Source organism: Pseudomonas sp. Marseille-Q1929, from assembly GCF_017316265.1.
Classification (GTDB): Bacteria; Pseudomonadota; Gammaproteobacteria; order Pseudomonadales; family Pseudomonadaceae; genus Aquipseudomonas.
Map to the genome: position 1 here is coordinate 154,901 of NZ_JAFLWU010000002.1, position 17,818 is coordinate 172,718.

The 17,818-nt window shown below is 61.7% G+C and carries 16 protein-coding genes; 12 read left to right on the forward strand and 4 right to left on the reverse strand.

Features of this window, described 5'->3' with window-relative positions; translation table 11 throughout:
* Positions 1 to 68: 68 nt before the first annotated feature.
* The 4 genes from purE (at position 69) to J1G37_RS04155 (ending at position 2,626) form a co-directional block, all read left to right on the forward strand.
* Positions 69 to 560 (forward strand): 5-(carboxyamino)imidazole ribonucleotide mutase, encoded by a 492-nt coding sequence (gene purE / locus J1G37_RS04140; protein WP_003176980.1) that lies wholly within the window; start codon positions 69 to 71, stop codon positions 558 to 560.
* An 11-nt stretch (positions 561 to 571) separates the two neighbouring features.
* Positions 572 to 1,657: a 5-(carboxyamino)imidazole ribonucleotide synthase gene (locus tag J1G37_RS04145; protein WP_015886586.1), complete on the forward strand. Its 1,086-nt coding sequence runs from the start codon at positions 572 to 574 to the stop codon at positions 1,655 to 1,657.
* A 105-nt stretch (positions 1,658 to 1,762) separates the two neighbouring features.
* A complete protein-coding gene (locus tag J1G37_RS04150; RefSeq protein WP_017739000.1) occupies positions 1,763 to 2,008 on the forward strand; it encodes a GlsB/YeaQ/YmgE family stress response membrane protein in 246 nt (81 codons plus the stop codon).
* A gap of 81 nt (positions 2,009 to 2,089) precedes the next feature.
* A complete protein-coding gene (locus tag J1G37_RS04155) occupies positions 2,090 to 2,626 on the forward strand; it encodes a DUF3299 domain-containing protein (protein WP_207040302.1) in 537 nt (178 codons plus the stop codon).
* A 102-nt stretch (positions 2,627 to 2,728) separates the two neighbouring features.
* On the opposite strand, the gene J1G37_RS04160 is transcribed toward J1G37_RS04155, so the two are convergent.
* On the reverse strand, positions 2,729 to 3,628 hold the full coding sequence (locus J1G37_RS04160) for a D-hexose-6-phosphate mutarotase (RefSeq protein WP_207040303.1): 900 nt from the start codon (positions 3,626 to 3,628) through the stop codon (positions 2,729 to 2,731).
* Between the two features lie 56 nt (positions 3,629 to 3,684).
* A complete protein-coding gene (locus J1G37_RS04165; protein ID WP_003176975.1) occupies positions 3,685 to 4,089 on the reverse strand; it encodes an acyl-CoA thioesterase in 405 nt (134 codons plus the stop codon).
* A gap of 242 nt (positions 4,090 to 4,331) precedes the next feature.
* Between J1G37_RS04165 and J1G37_RS04170 the strand changes: the two genes are divergently transcribed.
* The 8 genes from J1G37_RS04170 to J1G37_RS04205 all read left to right on the forward strand — a co-directional run bounded on the left by J1G37_RS04170 (position 4,332) and on the right by J1G37_RS04205 (position 14,858).
* Complete coding sequence (locus tag J1G37_RS04170; RefSeq protein ID WP_207040304.1) at positions 4,332 to 5,621, forward strand: MFS transporter; 1,290 nt, start codon at positions 4,332 to 4,334, stop codon at positions 5,619 to 5,621.
* Between the two features lie 328 nt (positions 5,622 to 5,949).
* Positions 5,950 to 6,936, forward strand: coding sequence for a phosphate ABC transporter substrate-binding protein PstS (locus J1G37_RS04175; protein ID WP_017738996.1), 987 nt, complete (start codon positions 5,950 to 5,952; stop codon positions 6,934 to 6,936).
* A gap of 430 nt (positions 6,937 to 7,366) precedes the next feature.
* Complete coding sequence (locus tag J1G37_RS04180) at positions 7,367 to 9,400, forward strand: ABC transporter permease subunit (RefSeq protein WP_177325359.1); 2,034 nt, start codon at positions 7,367 to 7,369, stop codon at positions 9,398 to 9,400.
* A 15-nt stretch (positions 9,401 to 9,415) separates the two neighbouring features.
* Positions 9,416 to 11,086 (forward strand): phosphate ABC transporter permease PstA, encoded by a 1,671-nt coding sequence (gene pstA / locus J1G37_RS04185; RefSeq protein WP_207040305.1) that lies wholly within the window; start codon positions 9,416 to 9,418, stop codon positions 11,084 to 11,086.
* Positions 11,087 to 11,263: 177 nt separating this feature from the next.
* Positions 11,264 to 12,097, forward strand: a complete 834-nt coding sequence (gene pstB / locus J1G37_RS04190; protein ID WP_017738993.1) for a phosphate ABC transporter ATP-binding protein PstB — start codon at positions 11,264 to 11,266, stop codon at positions 12,095 to 12,097.
* Positions 12,098 to 12,167: 70 nt separating this feature from the next.
* Complete coding sequence (gene phoU / locus J1G37_RS04195) at positions 12,168 to 12,929, forward strand: phosphate signaling complex protein PhoU (protein WP_017738992.1); 762 nt, start codon at positions 12,168 to 12,170, stop codon at positions 12,927 to 12,929.
* A gap of 168 nt (positions 12,930 to 13,097) precedes the next feature.
* Positions 13,098 to 14,006: a response regulator gene (locus J1G37_RS04200; protein ID WP_017738991.1), complete on the forward strand. Its 909-nt coding sequence runs from the start codon at positions 13,098 to 13,100 to the stop codon at positions 14,004 to 14,006.
* 189 nt (positions 14,007 to 14,195) lie between these two features.
* Positions 14,196 to 14,858, forward strand: a complete 663-nt coding sequence (locus J1G37_RS04205) for a M23 family metallopeptidase (protein WP_207040306.1) — start codon at positions 14,196 to 14,198, stop codon at positions 14,856 to 14,858.
* Positions 14,859 to 14,861: 3 nt separating this feature from the next.
* Here the strand turns inward: J1G37_RS04205 and J1G37_RS04210 are convergent, their stop codons facing one another.
* On the reverse strand, positions 14,862 to 16,202 hold the full coding sequence (locus J1G37_RS04210; RefSeq protein WP_017738989.1) for a hemolysin family protein: 1,341 nt from the start codon (positions 16,200 to 16,202) through the stop codon (positions 14,862 to 14,864).
* A gap of 270 nt (positions 16,203 to 16,472) precedes the next feature.
* Positions 16,473 to 17,759: a phosphate regulon sensor histidine kinase PhoR gene (gene phoR, locus J1G37_RS04215; RefSeq protein WP_242551437.1), complete on the reverse strand. Its 1,287-nt coding sequence runs from the start codon at positions 17,757 to 17,759 to the stop codon at positions 16,473 to 16,475.
* Between the last annotated feature and the right edge of the window lie 59 nt (positions 17,760 to 17,818).

Consider the following 17,818-nt stretch of genomic DNA (forward strand, 5'->3'; position numbering starts at 1 on the left):
CCGGATTTCCCGCGTGGCTTGTTGTTTTTTGACGCGCCTGCGGGCGCCCAGAGAGAAGAGGCACGACGATGAGTGCATTGGTTGGCGTGATCATGGGCTCCAAGTCCGATTGGTCCACCCTTAGCCACACCGCCGATATGCTGGAAAAACTCGGCATTCCGTATGAAGTGAAAGTGGTCTCTGCCCACCGCACCCCGGATTTGCTGTTCCAGTATGCCGATGAAGCAGAATCCCGTGGCATCGAGGTGATCATCGCCGGTGCCGGCGGTGCAGCGCACTTGCCAGGCATGTGTGCGGCCAAGACCCACCTGCCAGTACTCGGCGTGCCGGTGCAGTCGGCAATGCTCTCGGGCGTGGATTCGCTGTTGTCCATCGTGCAGATGCCAGCCGGCATTCCGGTGGCGACCCTGGCGATCGGCAAGGCCGGCGCGATCAACGCCGCGCTGCTGTCCGCCAGTATCCTGGGCGCCAAGCACCCGCAGTTCCACGCGGTGCTGAAGAAATTCCGTGCTGAGCAGACAGACAGCGTGCTGGACAATCCAGACCCACGCATCGCCTGAGGTTGTTGACGATGAAAATCGGTGTAATCGGTGGCGGCCAACTGGGTCGCATGCTGGCCTTGGCGGGAACCCCGCTGGGGATGAACTTCGCTTTCCTGGACCCGGCGCCGGACGCTTGTGCGGCCGCGTTGGGTGAACACCTGCGGGCTGACTACAGCGACCCGGACCACCTGCGCCAACTGGCGGACGAAGTGGACCTGGTGACCTTCGAGTTCGAAAGCGTGCCGGCTGAAACCGTGGCCTTCCTCTCGCAGTTCGTGCCGGTGTACCCGAGCGCCGAAGCCTTGCGCATCGCCCGTGACCGCTGGTTCGAGAAAAGCATGTTCAAGGACCTGGGCATTCCGACCCCGGCCTTCGCCGACATCCAGTCCCAGGCGGACCTGGACGCCGCCGTCGCCAGCATCGGCCTGCCGGCCGTGCTGAAAACCCGCACCCTGGGTTATGACGGCAAGGGCCAGAAAGTCCTGCGCACGGCCGCTGACGTGGTTGGCACCTTCGCCGAGCTGGGCAGCGTCGCCTGCCTGCTGGAAGGTTTCGTGCCGTTCACCGGCGAAGTCTCGCTGATCGCCGTACGTGCCCGTGATGGCGAAACCCGCTTCTACCCGTTGGTGCACAACACCCACGACAGCGGCATCCTCAAGCTGTCCGTGGCCAGCACCGACCACCCGTTGCAGGCCCTGGCGGAAGATTATTCCAGCCGTGTGCTCAAGCAGCTGGATTACGTCGGCGTGATGGCGTTCGAGTTCTTTGAAGTGGACGGTGGCCTCAAGGCCAACGAAATCGCCCCGCGTGTGCACAACTCCGGGCACTGGACCACCGAAGGCGCCGAGTGCAGCCAGTTCGAAAACCACCTGCGGGCTGTCGCGGGCTTGCCGCTGGGCTCCACGGCCAAGGTCGGCGAAAGCGCGATGCTCAACTTCATCGGTGTAGTGCCGCCAGTGGAAAAAGTCATCGCCATCGACGACTGCCACCTGCACCACTACGGCAAGGCCTTCAAGGCCGGGCGCAAGGTCGGCCACGCCAACCTGCGCTGTAAGGACCGTGCGACGCTGCAAGCGCAGATCCTCAAGGTTGAAGCGCTGATCGCCGAGCAATAAGCCAAGTCCGACGGGAACCATTGGTGATCGTCGTCTCTCTGATTGCAGGATGCCAAAGCCTGACTAGGCTTTGGCATAGCTCACCTACATTCAGAGGGAAATGCCATGGGTATCATCGGAACCATCTTTATCGGCCTGATCGTCGGCCTGCTGGCGCGTTTCCTCAAGCCTGGCGACGACAGCATGGGCTGGATCATGACCATCCTGCTGGGTATCGCCGGCTCCCTGGCGGCGACCTACGGTGGCCAGGCGCTGGGTATCTACCAGGCCGGTCAAGGCGCGGGCTTCATCGGCGCGTTGATCGGCGCGATCATCCTGCTGGTGATCTACGGCCTGATCAAAAAGAAATGATCTAAGCGACAAAGCCCTCTGCGCTGCGCAGGCGCAGAGGGCTAGAATGCCGGCACTGTTTTCCTTGCCGAGCTGCTCCCCATGCGCCGTCTTCTGTTGACTCTTCTATTGCTGGGCTCAAGCCTGGCGCACGCCGGTGAACTGCCGGAAACCGATTGGCTGGACCTGATGCCGCTTTCTGACCAGAAAGCCCTGGAAGCCATGCCCGAAATTGACCACAACTCTCCAGAAGCACAAGGCACGTTCACCGACAAAGGCGGCCTGAAGCAGAGCAAAGGCTTGCCGGCGGTGATGTATTCGACCAAGACCGTGGCCGCCATGAACGGCAAGAACATCCGCATCGGCGGCTACCCAGTGCCGCTGGAAACCGACGCCAAGGGCCGCAGCACGCTGTTTTTCCTGGTGCCGTACCCTGGCGCATGCATCCATGTGCCGCCACCGCCGCCTAACCAGTTGGTGCTGGTGCGGTATCCCAAGGGGCTGAAGCTGGATGATATCTACACGCCGCTGTGGGTCACGGGGACCCTCAAGGTCGAAAAGGTCAATAACGACTTGGCCGACGCCGCCTATGCGCTGGATGCTGGAAAGGTACGGGTGGTGAAGGAGTCCGATCTCTAGAGCCCGGCACACATCAATGTGGGAGCTGGCTTGCCTGCGATAGCTGTAGTGAATTCACCATTGCTATCGCAGGCAAGCCAGCTCCCACAGTTTCGATCGGGTTTACCAGGCAGTAGCCGTGATGCTCAGGCCTAAGGTGTGGCTTTGGCCAGGCGCCAACTCAACAACATCATCCAGCACATTCGCCGTCTCGATGCACAGCATGCCCGTCCAACCATCATCGGCCATGTCATCAAAGGCCTTGGCGCGCTCGGTCCACGGGTTCCAGATCACGGTGGACTTCGAGCCCTCGCTGGTGAGCTGGATACGGCGCTGCCAGTCCTGATCGACGATATTCAACTGCGCCGGCGTATCCAGGTAGATGCGATCCGTCTCGGCGGTGAAGTGCAGCAAGCCGGATTGGTTTTTCTCGGTCCAGCCGTCAGCGGTGTCGATATACGCCGTGCCGTCCAGCCCTTCGACCTGCACGTTGCGCACATCGCTCACGGCGAAATAGGTGTGCAGCGCCTGGCTCAGGGTTATGGTGTCGGGGCCACGGTTGTGGCTGGTCAGGCGGATGTGCAGTTGCTCGTCCAGCAACAGGCTCAGGGTCAGGTCGACCTGATGAGGCCAGCCGGGGAAGCCACCGGCGGGCACTGGCAGTACCAGGTCAACGCGCAAGGCGTCGCCTTCAAGCTCAGTCGCGGCCAATTCCCACAACGCAGTACGCACAAAACCATGGGCACCGGCAGGCTGCTCGCTCTGGCGCATCGCCTTGACGCTTTGCGGGTTGCGCTCAAATACGCCAAACCACGGCCAGCACACCGGTACGCCAGTACGAATGCCCTTGCCCTGCTTGAACACCGCTTCGGGGTTGGGCCAGATCAGCGGCTGCTCGCCATCACGTCTGTAACTGAAGATGTGCGCGCCCTGTTGGGCCACCATCAACTCAGCGCCGTTGTGGCGGATGCGCCAGCAGTCCAGCTCATCGATTTTCACGGTTTCAACGTGGGGCACAGGCATAACAACACTCTCAATGGCAGGCAATGGGGCAATTGACCGTCAAAACCCGGCGAGGTTTAACGGGCGCGCGAGGGAACCGAGCGCGTACGGCCGCTGCCGTCGATGGCGACAAACACGAACACCGCCTCGGTGACCTTGCGCCATTCGCTGGACAGCGGGTCGTCGCTCCACACTTCAACCATCATCTGGATCGAGCTGCGGCCGATTTCCAGGGCCTGGGTATAAAAGGACAGCTGCGCGCCCACGGCGACCGGCACCAGGAACGCCATGCGGTCGATGGCTACGGTGGCCACACGCCCACCCGCGACCTTGCTGGCCATGGCGGTACCGGCGAGGTCCATCTGCGCGACCAGCCAGCCGCCGAAGATATCGCCAAAGCCGTTGGTTTCGCGCGGAAGCGCGGTGATTTGCAGGGCGAGATCGCCTTGCGGGATAGGGTCTTCTTGTTCGAGTTCGATCATGCCGGGTATGCCTCTCAAGACTGCGTGTCTGGCGCGTGCGTGGCCCGAGTATATCGACACCCTTGCGTCGCGACGACCGTCTGTAGTTGATTTGGTCGGCTATTCGCCGCTGTATCGCGGCTTTTTACCGCAACTGTGCTTGTGGTGTGCTTTTGCAAGCGATTTGCTATCTTTCCCAACCCGTCCTGGCCCTGCCAGTACAGCGGTTCTGCCGTCCTGACTACTATAAGAGAAGCCTTGCCATGTCCTCCGTGCCCGCAAGCAGTGCGCAACCTTCGCGCCCGCTGACCCGCAACGACTACAAAACCCTGTCGCTGTCTGCCTTGGGCGGGGCGCTGGAATTTTATGATTTCATCATTTTCGTGTTTTTCGCCACCGTGGTCGGAAAACTCTTTTTCCCGTTGGACATGCCCGAATGGCTGCGCATGATGCAGACCTTCGGCATCTTTGCGGCCGGCTACCTGGCGCGCCCCCTGGGCGGCATCATCATGGCGCACTTCGGTGACCTGCTGGGCCGCAAGAAGATGTTCACCCTGAGCATCTTCATGATGGCCGTACCGACCTTGATCATGGGCCTGCTGCCGACCTACGCGCAGATCGGCCTGTGGGCGCCGATCCTGTTGCTGCTGATGCGCGTCATCCAGGGCGCGGCGATTGGTGGCGAAGTGCCGGGCGCGTGGGTGTTCGTCTCCGAACACGTACCGCCGCGCCACATCGGCTACGCCTGCGGCACCCTGACCAGCGGCCTCACTGCCGGCATTCTCCTGGGTTCGCTGGTGGCGACGGCCATCAACACCCTGTACACCCCGGCAGAGGTTTCGGATTTCGCCTGGCGTATCCCGTTCCTGCTCGGCGGCGTATTCGGCCTGTTGTCGGTGTACCTGCGTCGCTGGTTGCATGAAACGCCGATCTTCGCCGAGATGCAGCAACGCAAGACCCTGGCCGCCGAGCTGCCGTTGCGCGCGGTACTGCGCGATCACCGTGGCGCCATCGTGTTGTCGATGCTGCTGACCTGGCTGTTGTCGGCCGGTATCGTGGTGGTCATCCTGATGACCCCGACCGTGCTGCAGACCGTTTATCACTTCGCGCCGACCATCGCCCTGCAAGCCAACAGCCTGGCCATCGTCACCCTGAGCCTGGGCTGCATCCTCTCCGGCGCGCTGGCTGACCGTTTCGGCGCTGGCCGCGTGCTGGTCGGCGGTTGCCTATTGCTGCTGTGCAGCTCGTGGACGCTGTACCACAGCCTGGTCCAGCACCCGGACTGGCTGTTCCCGCTGTACGCCCTGACCGGTTTGTTTGTCGGCACCATCGGCGTGGTGCCCTACGTGATGGTGAAAGCCTTCCCACCGGTGGTGCGCTTCAGCGGCTTGTCGTTTTCCTACAACGTGGCTTACGCGATCTTCGGCGGCCTGACGCCGCTGGCGGTGTCGTTGCTGATGAAAGAAAGCCCGATGGGCCCTGCCTACTATGTCGCCGCGCTGTGCGTGATGGGGATGTTGGTGGGTGGGTATCTGTGGAAGCGCTCCCGCTAAGGCCCTGATTGAGCACTGATCGTTCCCACGCTCTGCGTGGGAATGCCACGCCACCCCGGACGCTCTGCGTCCGCTCCTAACGTCGTGACGCGGAGCGTCACAGGATGCATTCCTACGCGGAGCGTAGGAACGATCACATTACAGAGTATTTCTGAAACACCTCCGCTCCTGCCCCAAACCCCCGTGTTTACGAACCTTTCCCTGCCTTGCCGCGTTTAAGGCCAATACTGGCCTTTCATCTAATTGTCATATTCCAGACATAGAGTGTTCACACGGCCTACCGATACTTGGCCCCGATCCAACTATCCCTATCTGCTAGGAGTAAGGCATGAAACTGAAGCGTTTGATGGCGGCCATGACTTTTGTCGCTGCTGGCGTTGCGACTGCTAACGCGTTCGCCGCTGTTGACCCAGCTATCCCGAGCTACACCAAAACCACCGGTGTATCGGGCAACTTGTCCAGCGTTGGTTCTGACACCCTGGCCAACCTGATGACCCTGTGGGCCGAGTCCTACAAAAAAGAATACCCGAACGTAAACATCCAGATTCAGGCCGCTGGCTCCGCCACCGCGCCACCTGCGTTGACTGAAGGCACCTCCAACCTGGGCCCGATGAGCCGCAAGATGAAGGACACCGAACTGGCTGCTTTCGAGCAGAAGTACGGCTACAAGCCAACCGCTATCCCGGTTGCCGTGGACGCCCTGGCTGTCTTCGTACACAAAGACAACCCGATCCAGCACCTGACCATGGAACAGGTCGATGCGATCTTCTCCTCGACTCGCCTGTGCGGTGGCAAAGCCGACGTGAAAACCTGGGGTGACCTGGGTGTGACCGGCGACCTGGCCAACAAGCCAGTGCAACTGTTCGGCCGTAACTCGGTATCCGGCACCTACGGCTACTTCAAAGAAGAAGCCCTGTGCAAAGGCGACTACAAGCCAAACGTGAACGAACAACCAGGCTCGGCTTCGGTCGTGCAGTCGATCAGCTCTTCGCTGAACGGCATCGGTTACTCGGGCATCGGCTACAAGACTGCAAGCGTGAAGACCGTTGCCCTGGCTAAGAAAGGCAGCACTGACTTCATCGAAGACAGCGAAGAAAACGCCCTGAACGGCAAATACCCGCTGTCGCGTTTCCTCTACGTTTACGTCAACAAAGCCCCGAACAAGCCTCTGGCCCCGCTGGAAGCTGAGTTCGTGAAACTGGTTCTGTCCAAACAGGGCCAGGAAGTTGTCGTGAAAGACGGCTACATCCCACTGCCAGCCAAAGTTGCCGCCAAGGCCCTGGCTGACCTGGGTTTGAAAGAAGGCGGCAAGTAAGCCTTCGGTAAAGCTGCCTTGAGCCGGGTTTATACCAAGGCTCAAGGCCCGGGCGGGGTCTGCAGGACCTGGGCCTCGCCTCCTAATTTTTAGTCCGCTGCCAGCTCTGCTACGCGGCGGATTTCTTGCGTCACTGCATTGTCATCTTTCTGTCATACAGGATCGCTAGGGTGTGCGCATGAATGATCTGGCCAATTCCACCATGACGACGACTTCTCCTCCCAAGCGCATTGATTTCAATACGCCTGAGCTGCAACGCAAGCGCCGCATTCGCGCGCTCAAAGATCGCCTGACCCGTTGGTATGTATTGATCGGCGGCCTCGCCGTCCTCGGTGCGATCACACTGATCTTCTTCTTCCTTGCCTACGTGGTTGCGCCGCTGTTCCAAGGCGCCTCGTTGACCAAGGAAGACGCACTGACCCCGGCCTGGATCCAGGACGCCGGCAAGCCGTTGATGATCTCGCTCGAAGAGCAGAACCAAGTCGCCATGCGGGTTTCCGACAAGGGCCAGGCACTGTTCTTCAATGTGGACACCGGCGCCGAGCTCAAGCGTGTCGACCTGCCGTTGCCGGCCGGTAGCCAAGTGGTTTCCATCGGTGAAGACCAGCCCGGCAGCCCGCTGGTGATCCTGGGCTTGTCCAATGGCCAGTCCATGGTGTTCCGCCACACCTATAAGGTGTCCTACCCGGACGGCAAGAAAACCATTTCGCCTGCGATCGAATACCCCTACGGCGAAACACCGATCGTCCTCGATGACGCCGGTCGCCCGTTGGAACACGTTGCGCTCAACGCCACTGACTCCACACTGGTGGTTGCCGGCTCCGCGGGTTCGCACCTGAACGTGCTGTCCCTGAGCCGCGAAGAAAACATGATGACTGGCGAAGTCACCAGCGAGCAGAAGCGCATCGAGCTGCCGCAGATGACCGAGCCGGTGAAGGCGATCTTCATCGACCCGCGCCAGCAATGGTTGTACGTGATCAACGGCCGAGCCCTGGCCGATGTGTTCAACCTACGGGACAAGAGCCTCAACGGTCGATACAAATTGTTGGAAAGTGGTGATGCCGAAATCACCGCCAGCACTCAGTTGGTGGGCGGTATCTCGCTGATCGTCGGTAACTCCAAAGGCGGCCTGGCCCAGTGGTTCATGGCCCGCGACCCGGATGGCGAGCAGCACCTCAAGCAGATCCGCACCTTCCAGATGGGCACCGCGCCTATCGTTGAAATCACCGCCGAAGAGCGCCGCAAAGGCTTCACCGCCCTCGACGCCTCCGGCAAGTTCGGCGTGTTCCACAGCACCGCCCACCGCACCTTGCTGGTGGACCCGGTGGTCGATGGCCAGGGCGTATTCGGCCTGTCGCCACGGGCCAACCGCGTGATCGTGGAAGCCGGCGGCAAGCTGCAACCGCTGCTGCTCGACAACCCGCACCCGGAAGTCTCGTGGAGCGCGTTGTGGAGCAAGGTCTGGTACGAAAACTACGACGAGCCTAAATACGTCTGGCAATCGACCGCCGCCAACACCGACTTCGAACCCAAGATGAGCCTGGCGCCACTGACCTTCGGTACGCTGAAGGCGGCGTTCTACGCCATGCTGCTGGCCGCACCACTGGCCGTTGCCGCGGCCATCTACACCGCTTACTTCATGGCCCCGAGCCTGCGCCGCAAGGTCAAGCCGGTGATCGAACTGATGGAAGCGATGCCGACGGTGATCCTCGGCTTCTTCGCCGGCCTGTTCCTCGCGCCGTATGTCGAGGGGCATCTACCGGGGATTTTCAGCCTGTTGATGCTGTTGCCGATTGGCATCCTGGTGGCCGGTTTCATCTTCAGCCGCTTGCCTGAGTCGATCCGCCTGCGCGTTCCCGATGGCTGGGAAAGTGCGATCCTGATCCCGGTGATCCTGTTTGTGGGCTGGCTCTCGCTGTACATGAGCCCGTACCTGGAAACCTGGTTCTTCGGCGGCGACATGCGCATGTGGATCTCCCACGACCTTGGCATCACCTACGACCAGCGCAACGCCCTGGTAGTCGGCCTGGCCATGGGTTTTGCGGTGATCCCGAACATCTACTCCATCGCCGAAGACGCCGTGTTCAGCGTACCGCGCGGCCTGACCCTGGGCTCGCTGGCCCTGGGTGCCACGCCGTGGCAGACCATGACCCGCGTGGTGATCCTGACCGCCAGCCCGGGCATTTTCTCGGCCCTGATGATCGGCATGGGCCGCGCCGTCGGCGAGACCATGATCGTGCTGATGGCCACCGGCAACACCCCGGTGATGGAGATGAACCTGTTCGAAGGCCTGCGCACCCTGGCGGCCAACGTCGCGGTGGAGATGCCGGAGTCGGAAGTGGGCGGTAGTCACTACCGTGTGCTGTTCCTCTCGGCGCTGGTGCTGCTGCTGTTCACCTTCATCATGAACACCCTCGCCGAGCTGATCCGTCAGCGTCTGCGCAAGAAATACTCGTCGCTTTAAGAAAGGTAGAAGTCTGTGAAACAGAACTCCCTGAATGGATGGTTCAAGAGCGGCGCCCCAGGCGTCTGGATCAGCGGTGGTGCGGTGTCCATCGCGGTCATCATGACCATTGGTTTGCTGGCCGTGATTGCCGTACGTGGCCTGGGCCACTTCTGGCCGGCCGACCTGATCCAGGCCAACTACAGCGTGCCGGGCCAGGCAAACCATATCGTCATCGGCGAAGTGGTGCAGAAGGAAGAAGTGCCCCGCGAGCGCCTGAAAAGCGCGGGCCTGCCCGTGCCGGACCAAGGCCCGGAATTCATGACCCGCGAGCTGATCAAGGTCGGCAACCGGGACTTGAACGGCAACGACTTCACCTGGATCGTCGGCGAGTGGCTGAAGGACCAGACCAAGCCGGTCGAGCTGATGGCCATCGAGCGTCGTGAGTGGGGTAACTTCTACGGCACCCTGGTCAACGTCAAGCAGGATGGCAAGGTCATCGCCGAAGGCGAGGCCGCGTGGCCGGAGCTGCAAGCCCGCGTCGACCGTGTGAACAAGCTGGCTGCCCAGCTCAAGAGCCTGGAAAAAACCGACATTGGCGCGATCAACGCCGGTCTCGAACGCATCCGCCTGCACGGTCGCAAGCTGGAACTGGAAGGCAAGCTCGACGCTGCCGCCCAGGCTGACATGGACGCCGACCGCGCCGAGCTGAATGCCCGTTACCAGGACATCGAAGCGCGCCTGTCCGACCTGCACACCCAGTTCAACCGTGACGCGCTGACCGCCCGTGACGGCAACGGCAAGGAAGTGGAGATCGGCATCGGCAAAGTGGTGCACGCCTACCAGCCGAACGGCATGGGCACCTTTACCAAGATCGGTTTCTACTTCAGCAAGGTCTGGGAATTCCTCAGCGATGACCCACGGGAAGCCAACACCGAAGGCGGGATCTTCCCGGCCATCTTCGGCACCGTGATGATGACCCTGATCATGGCGATGATCGTGACTCCGTTCGGCGTACTGGCGGCGGTGTACCTGCGTGAATACGCCAAGCAGAACACCCTGACGCGCATCATCCGTATCGCCGTGAACAACCTGGCTGGCGTACCGGCCATCGTCTACGGCGTGTTTGGCCTGGGCTTCTTCGTGTATGTACTGGGTGGTTCGGTGGACCGCCTGTTCTTCGCCGAAGCCCTGCCGGCGCCGACCTTCGGTACGCCGGGCCTGCTGTGGGCCTCGCTGACCCTGGCGCTGCTGGCGGTGCCGGTGGTGATCGTGGCCACTGAAGAAGGCCTGGCGCGGATTCCCCGCACCGTACGTGAAGGCTCCCTGGCACTGGGCGCGACCAAGGCGGAAACGCTGTGGAAGATCGTGCTGCCCATGGCCAGCCCGGCGATGATGACCGGCATGATCCTCGCCGTGGCCCGCGCCGCCGGTGAAGTGGCGCCGCTGATGCTGGTAGGTGTAGTGAAACTGGCGCCGTCGCTGCCGCTGGATGGCAACTACCCGTACTTGCACCTGGACCAGAAGATCATGCACCTGGGCTTCCATATTTATGACGTCGGCTTCCAGAGCCCCAACGTCGAAGCGGCACGGCCACTGGTGTACGCCACCGCCTTGCTGCTGGTGCTGGTGATCGCCACGCTCAACTTGTCGGCAGTGTGGATTCGTAACCACCTGCGTGAAAAATACAAAGCGTTGGACAGTTAACACGGCCCCCTGTGGGAGCTGGCTTGCCTGCGATGGCATCACCGCGGTTTGACTGAAACACCGCGCCGCCTGCATCGCAGGCAAGCCAGCTCCCACAGGGGCCAGCGTCAGACACAGAATTTGGGTAGATCGCCTCGGCGGTCCAACACAACGAATTGGTAGCACAGGGAGCATCCCATGCAACATGAAACCCACACCCACGGCATCAACATGTCTGCCCTGGGTCGCGACAAGCAGAGCCTGAGCCTGGCCCAGGAAACCGTGGCCATCGAAGTGCCGGGCCTGAGCCTGTACTACGGTGAAAAGCAGGCGCTGTTCGACGTCAGCATGAACATCCCCAAGCAGCGCGTGACCGCCTTCATCGGCCCGTCGGGCTGCGGCAAGTCCACGCTGCTGCGTACCTTCAACCGCATGAACGACCTGGTGGACGGCTGCCGCGTTGATGGCGCCATCAACCTCTACGGCACCAACATCTACCGCAAGGGCGAAGACGTGGCCGAGCTGCGTCGCCGTGTGGGCATGGTGTTCCAGAAGCCGAACCCGTTCCCCAAGACCATCTACGAAAACGTGGTCTACGGCCTGCGCATTCAGGGTATCAACAAGAAACGCATCCTCGACGAAGCCGTTGAGTGGGCCTTGAAAGGCGCGGCGCTGTGGGACGAAGTGAAAGACCGTCTGCACGACTCGGCCCTCGGCCTGTCCGGCGGCCAGCAACAACGTCTGGTGATCGCGCGCACCATCGCCGTGGAACCGGAAGTGCTGCTGCTCGACGAACCGTGCTCGGCACTCGACCCGATCTCCACGCTGAAAGTCGAAGAGCTGATCTACGAGCTCAAATCCAAGTTCACCATCGTCATCGTGACCCACAACATGCAACAGGCAGCGCGGGTTTCCGACTACACCGCGTTCATGTACATGGGCAAGCTGGTGGAATTCGGTGATACCGATACTCTGTTCACCAATCCGGCGAAGAAGCAGACCGAAGACTACATCACCGGTCGCTACGGCTAGTCAGCCGTGGTTCTCATTGCACTGACGCTGCGGTTCTCCGCACCTTACCGGACGCTCCAAGGACGCCAACATGATTAGCAAAGAAGGCCTTACCCACCACATCTCCGCGCAGTTCAACGCCGAGCTTGAGGAAGTGCGCAGCCACCTCCTGGCGATGGGCGGTCTGGTGGAGAAGCAAGTCAACGACGCCGTGACCGCGCTGATCGAGGCCGATTCGGGCCTGGCCCAGCAAGTGCGTGAGATCGACGACCAGATCAACCAGATGGAACGCAATATCGACGAAGAATGCCTGCGCATTCTGGCCCGTCGCCAACCGGCGGCGTCCGACCTGCGTTTGATCATCAGCATCTCCAAGTCGGTGATCGACCTGGAGCGCATTGGCGACGAAGCCACCAAGATCGCCCGCCGTGCCATCCAGCTGTGCGAAGAAGGCGAAGCCCCGCGCGGTTACGTGGAAGTGCGCCACATCGGCGACCAGGTGCGCAACATGGTGCGCGACGCGCTGGACGCCTTTGCCCGTTTCGACGCCGAACTGGCGTTGTCGGTGGCCCAGTACGACAAGATCATCGACCGCGAATACAAGACCGCGCTGCGTGAGCTGGCCACCTACATGATGGAAGACCCGCGCTCTATCTCGCGGGTCTTGAGCATCATCTGGGTGCTGCGTTCGCTGGAACGCATCGGCGACCACGCGCGCAACATCTCGGAGCTGGTGATCTACCTCGTCCGTGGCACCGACGTGCGGCACATGGGCCTCAAGCGCATGAAGGCCGAAGTTGAAGGTTCGGTCGATCAAATCCCTAATGTTCCGGGCGAAGCTGACGATAAGTAAGATTGCCCGAGAAATAAACGCCCGGCCTTTGGCCGGGCGTTTTTGTTTGTGGCCTCCGAATATTTTGCGCAGCGGAAGCAATAAAGTCCGACTGTGACTAGCGAGTTTTGGCAAAATGCCACCAGTCAGGCGTCTTGCGTGCCGAAGTTTTTATAGGATGAAGGGTCGATGAGTAAAGTCAGTGTATTGGTGGTGGATGACGCCTCGTTTATCCGCGATCTGGTGAAGAAGTGCCTGCGCAACTACTTCCCCGGGATCAAGCTTGAAGACGCGGTGAACGGCAAAAAGGCCCAGGCCATCCTGATGCGCGAGACGTTCGACTTGGTGCTGTGCGACTGGGAAATGCCCGAGATGTCCGGCCTGGAGCTGCTGACCTGGTGCCGTGAGCAACCGCACCTCAAAGCCATGCCGTTCGTGATGGTCACCAGCCGTGGCGACAAGGAAAACGTGGTCCAGGCGATCCAGGCCGGGGTTTCCGGCTATGTCAGCAAGCCGTTCACCAACGAGCAATTGCTGAACAAGGTCAAGCAGGCCCTGCACAAGATCGGCCGCCTCGACGCCTTGGTCGCCAGTGCGCCGACCAAGATGAACTCGGCCTTTGGCAACGACTCCCTGAGCGCCCTGACCGGCGGCAAAGCCGAGACCGTGCGTGCAGCCCCGGTTGCCGCCGCAGCCCCTGCGCCCAGCAAAGGCCTGCTCAACAGCCCGCCAGTGCAAGCACCCGCCGCCGCGCCAGCGGGCGGCCGTGGCCAGGGCCAACTGCGCCTGTCCAGCGGCACCCAGCAATGCGTCATCAAGGGTTTGAGCATCAAGGAAGCGCTGCTGGTGGTGCGTCGCGGTGAAGTCCTGCCGCAGGTCCTGGAAAGCGCCGTACTCGACCTGGAACAAGGCGACAACGCCGAAGTCGCGCGCCTCAACGGCTACCTGCACGCCGTTGTCGCCCACGAGCCCAAGCCCGACAGCGACTGGCTGCAACTGACCTTCCGGTTTATCGACCAGGACGCGCAGAAGCTCGACTACATCTCCCGCCTGATCGCCCGTGGTACTGCACAGAAGCATTTTGTGCCGGGTGCGTGACCCTTAAAGCAACACCGAACCAATGTGGGAGCTGGCTTGCCTGCGATAGCGGTGTATCAGTAGACACATCAGTCACTGTTACACCGCTATCGCAGGCAAGCCAGCTCCCACAGTCAGATCTGCGTTGCTGCCTACAGAGTTGTCATGATCCCTTGCTAGCCTGCCGTTTCACCTCGGCAGGTTCACACCATGCTCATGCGCTGCTTGCTGTGCTGCGGGCTGGCCACGGTTGCCATGTCGGCCCAGGCCATGACCGTCTACAAATCCGTTGATGCCAACGGCAACGTGTTCTATAGCGACCGGCAAACTCCCGGCGCGCAGGCGTTCGTGATCCAGGAGCGCAAGCCCGCGCGGCCGCTGCTCGATAGGCCCTCGCTCACTTATCCACAACAAGCCTACCGCTACCCGCTGCCCTGGCGCGGTGGTCCGTTCCGCCTGAGCCAAGGGCCCAACGGCAGTTTCAGCCATACCGACAGCAAAAGCCGCTACGCCATGGATATCGCCATGCCCGAAGGCACGCCGATCATTGCGGCGCGCAGCGGCAGGGTGGTGAAAACCGAGAACGCGCAGGCCGGGCGCGGCAGTGATGCATCGGGGAATTTTGTGCGGGTGCGCCATGATGACGGCACGGAGGGCGTGTACCTGCACCTCAAGCAAGGTTCGGTCAGCGTGCAGGTGGGGCAACGTGTGGCGGTGGGAAGCCCGCTGGCGCTTTCGGGCAATACCGGCAACAGCAGCGGGCCACACTTGCATTTCGTCGTGCAGCGCGCCACCGAGGCGGGGCTGGTGTCGATCCCGTATGAGTTCAACCAGCCGGTGGGGGCCTTGCCCAACTTTGCGTTGGGCAATTGAGGGTCAGTCCAGCAGCAGGACCTTGGCCAATACGATCTTCGGCCCTTTCATCTTCTTGATGATGATCCGCAAGCCTTCAACTTCCAGCACTTCCTCTTCTTCCGGCACTCGTTTGAGGGTGTCGTAGATCAGGCCGGCCAGGGTTTCCGCTTCGATGTGGTCCAGGTCCACGCCCAGCAGGCGCTCGACCTTGAACAGCGGCGTGTCGCCACGCACCAGCAACTTGCCCGGCTGGTAGGCGAGGATGCCGCGTTCGGCCTTGCGGTGTTCGTCCTGGATGTCGCCCACCAGCACTTCCAGCACGTCTTCCATGGTCAGGTAGCCGATGATCTTGCCGTCCGCTTCTTCCACCAGGGCGAAGTGCGCGCCGCCTTTGCGGAACTGCTCCAGCAGCTGCGACAACGGCATGTGCCGCGACACGCGCTCCAGCGGGCGGGTCAGCTCGGCCAGGTTGAACGACTCGGGGATGTGGTCCAGGGCTGCCAGTTCCAGCAGCAGATCCTTGATGTGCAGCAGGCCGACGAATTCGTTGCGCACCGCGTCATACACCGGGTAGCGGCTGAATTTATGACGGCGGAACAGCGCGAGGATTTCCTTGAGCGGGGCGTTGAAGTCCAGGGTCACCAGGTCTTCCCGGGAGTTGGCCCAGTCCACCACTTCCAGTTCGCCCATTTCCACGGCCGAGGCCAGTACGCGCATGCCTTGGTCGCTGGGGTCCTGGCCACGGCTGGAGTGCAGGATCAGCTTGAGCTCTTCGCGGCTGTAATGGTGCTCATGGTGCGGGCCAGGCTCGCCTTGGCCGGCGATCCGCAGGATGGCGTTGGCGCTGGCGTTGAGCAGGTAGATCGCCGGGTACATGGCCCAGTAGAACAGGTACAGCGGCACCGCCGTCCACAGCGACAGCAGCTCGGGCTTGCGGATGGCCCAGGACTTGGGCGCCAGCTCGCCGACTACGATGTGCAGGTAGGAAATCACAAAGAACGCCGCAAAGAACGACACGCCCTTGATCACTTCCGGCGACTCGACGCCCACGGCGCCCAGCAACGGCTCGAGAATGTGCGCAAACGCCGGCTCACCGACCCAGCCCAGGCCCAGGGAGGCGAGGGTGATACCCAGCTGGCAGGCCGACAGGTAGGCGTCGAGCTGGCTGTGTACGGTGCGCAGGATCTGCCCGCGCCAGCCGTTGGTGTGGGCGATGGCCTCGACCCGCGTGGAGCGCAGTTTGACCATGGCAAATTCCGCCGCAACGAAGAAACCGTTGAGCAGTACCAGGACCAGTGCAAAAAGAATCATGCCGAAGTCGGCGAAGAGTGTGGCGAGGGTGATACCAGGGGAAGGGTCCATGATGGGGTTTTGCAGGTTCCGTGTGTTCAATTAAGGGGTGGCAGGTGAGCCGCAAAAGCGGGCGCAAGTCGGCCAATGTAGCGGCTGATGGGGCGCTTGCCTAGTGGCTGCTGCCGGGTGGGACATGGAATGGGTCTTTGAAAACGATGCAAATCCACTGTGGGAGCTGGCTTGCCTGCGATAGCGGTGTATCAGTAAACACATCCGTCACTGATACACCGCTATCGCAGGCAAGCCAGCTCCCACAATTAGTCCTCTGTCGCCTGGGGGTTATTCGTCGGTACTGAGGACGCGCGAGCGGGTCACCTGTGACGGCGGGAAATGGCAGGTAAACGTGCTGCCATGGCCCAGCACGCTGCTGATCTCCAGGCGCGCACGGTGGCGCAGCAGCACATGCTTGACGATCGCCAGGCCGAGCCCGGTGCCGCCGGTGTTGGAGTTGCGGCTGGAATCGACGCGGTAGAAACGCTCGGTCAGGCGCGGCAGGTGCTTGGCGTCGATGCCAATGCCGGAGTCCTGCACGCTGAGGTGTGCGCCTTGTTCATCGGCCCACCAGCGGATGCGGATGGTGCCCTTGTCCTGGGTGTACTTGACGGCGTTGAACACCAGGTTGGAGAACGCACTGCGCAACTCGCCTTCGCTGCCCTTGAGCAAGACCTGCGGGTCGGCTTCCAGGGTGATCTGCTGGCCACGCTGGCCGGACAGGGCCTGGGCGTCGTTCTTGATGGTCTGCAACAGGTTTTGCGCGGCCACCGGTTGGTTGTCCGACGGGTAATCGGTCGCCTCCAGCTTGGCCAGCAGCAGCAGATCGTTGAGCAGGGTCTGCATGCGTGAACCCTGCTGCTGCATTTGTTGCAGCGCGCGGCTCCAGCGCGGGTTGATCTCGTCGACGTTGTCCAGCAGCGTCTCCAGGTAGCCGCAGATCACCGTCAGCGGCGTGCGCAGCTCGTGGGAGACGTTGGCGACGAAGTCTTTGCGCATCTGCTCCAGCTGATGGATGCGGGTCACGTCGCGCACCAGCATCAGGTGCTCGTTGTTGCCGTAGCGCGTCAGGTACAGTTGGATGCGCACGCGGTCGTTGGTGGGCGAGGGGATTTCCAGGGCTTCTTCGTAGTTGTCCTGCTCGAAGTATTCCTTGAAGCGCGGGTGGCGCACCAGGTTGGTCACCGGCTGGCCGCTGTCCTGGGGCGTCTTCAGGCCCAGCAGGGTTTCGGCGGCGCGGTTCCACCATTCCAGGTTGCCGTCGCTGTCGAGCATGATTACCGCGTCTTTCAGCGCGGCGGTGGACTCCTGCACCCGGTCGATCACCGCTTGCAGGCGCCCGCGAACCCGTTGGTCGCGGCGTTGCAGGTGGTAGATGCTGTCGAACACCTCGCCCCACAGGCCGTAGCCGTCGGGTGGTGCTTCGTCGGGTTTGTGCTGGCGCAGCCATTCATGCAGGCGCAGCAATTGCTTGAGGGTCCAGCCCAGGTACAGGCCGAGGCCGATGGCCAGGCTCCAGCCGTAGTAGCCGCTGATCAGGCCTACCAGCAAGCAGCCGGTGACCAACAGGAGCATGTGGCGGATCAGGGTGCCATGCCAGTTTTGGTTCACTTGAACATGCGTCCTTGTCAGCT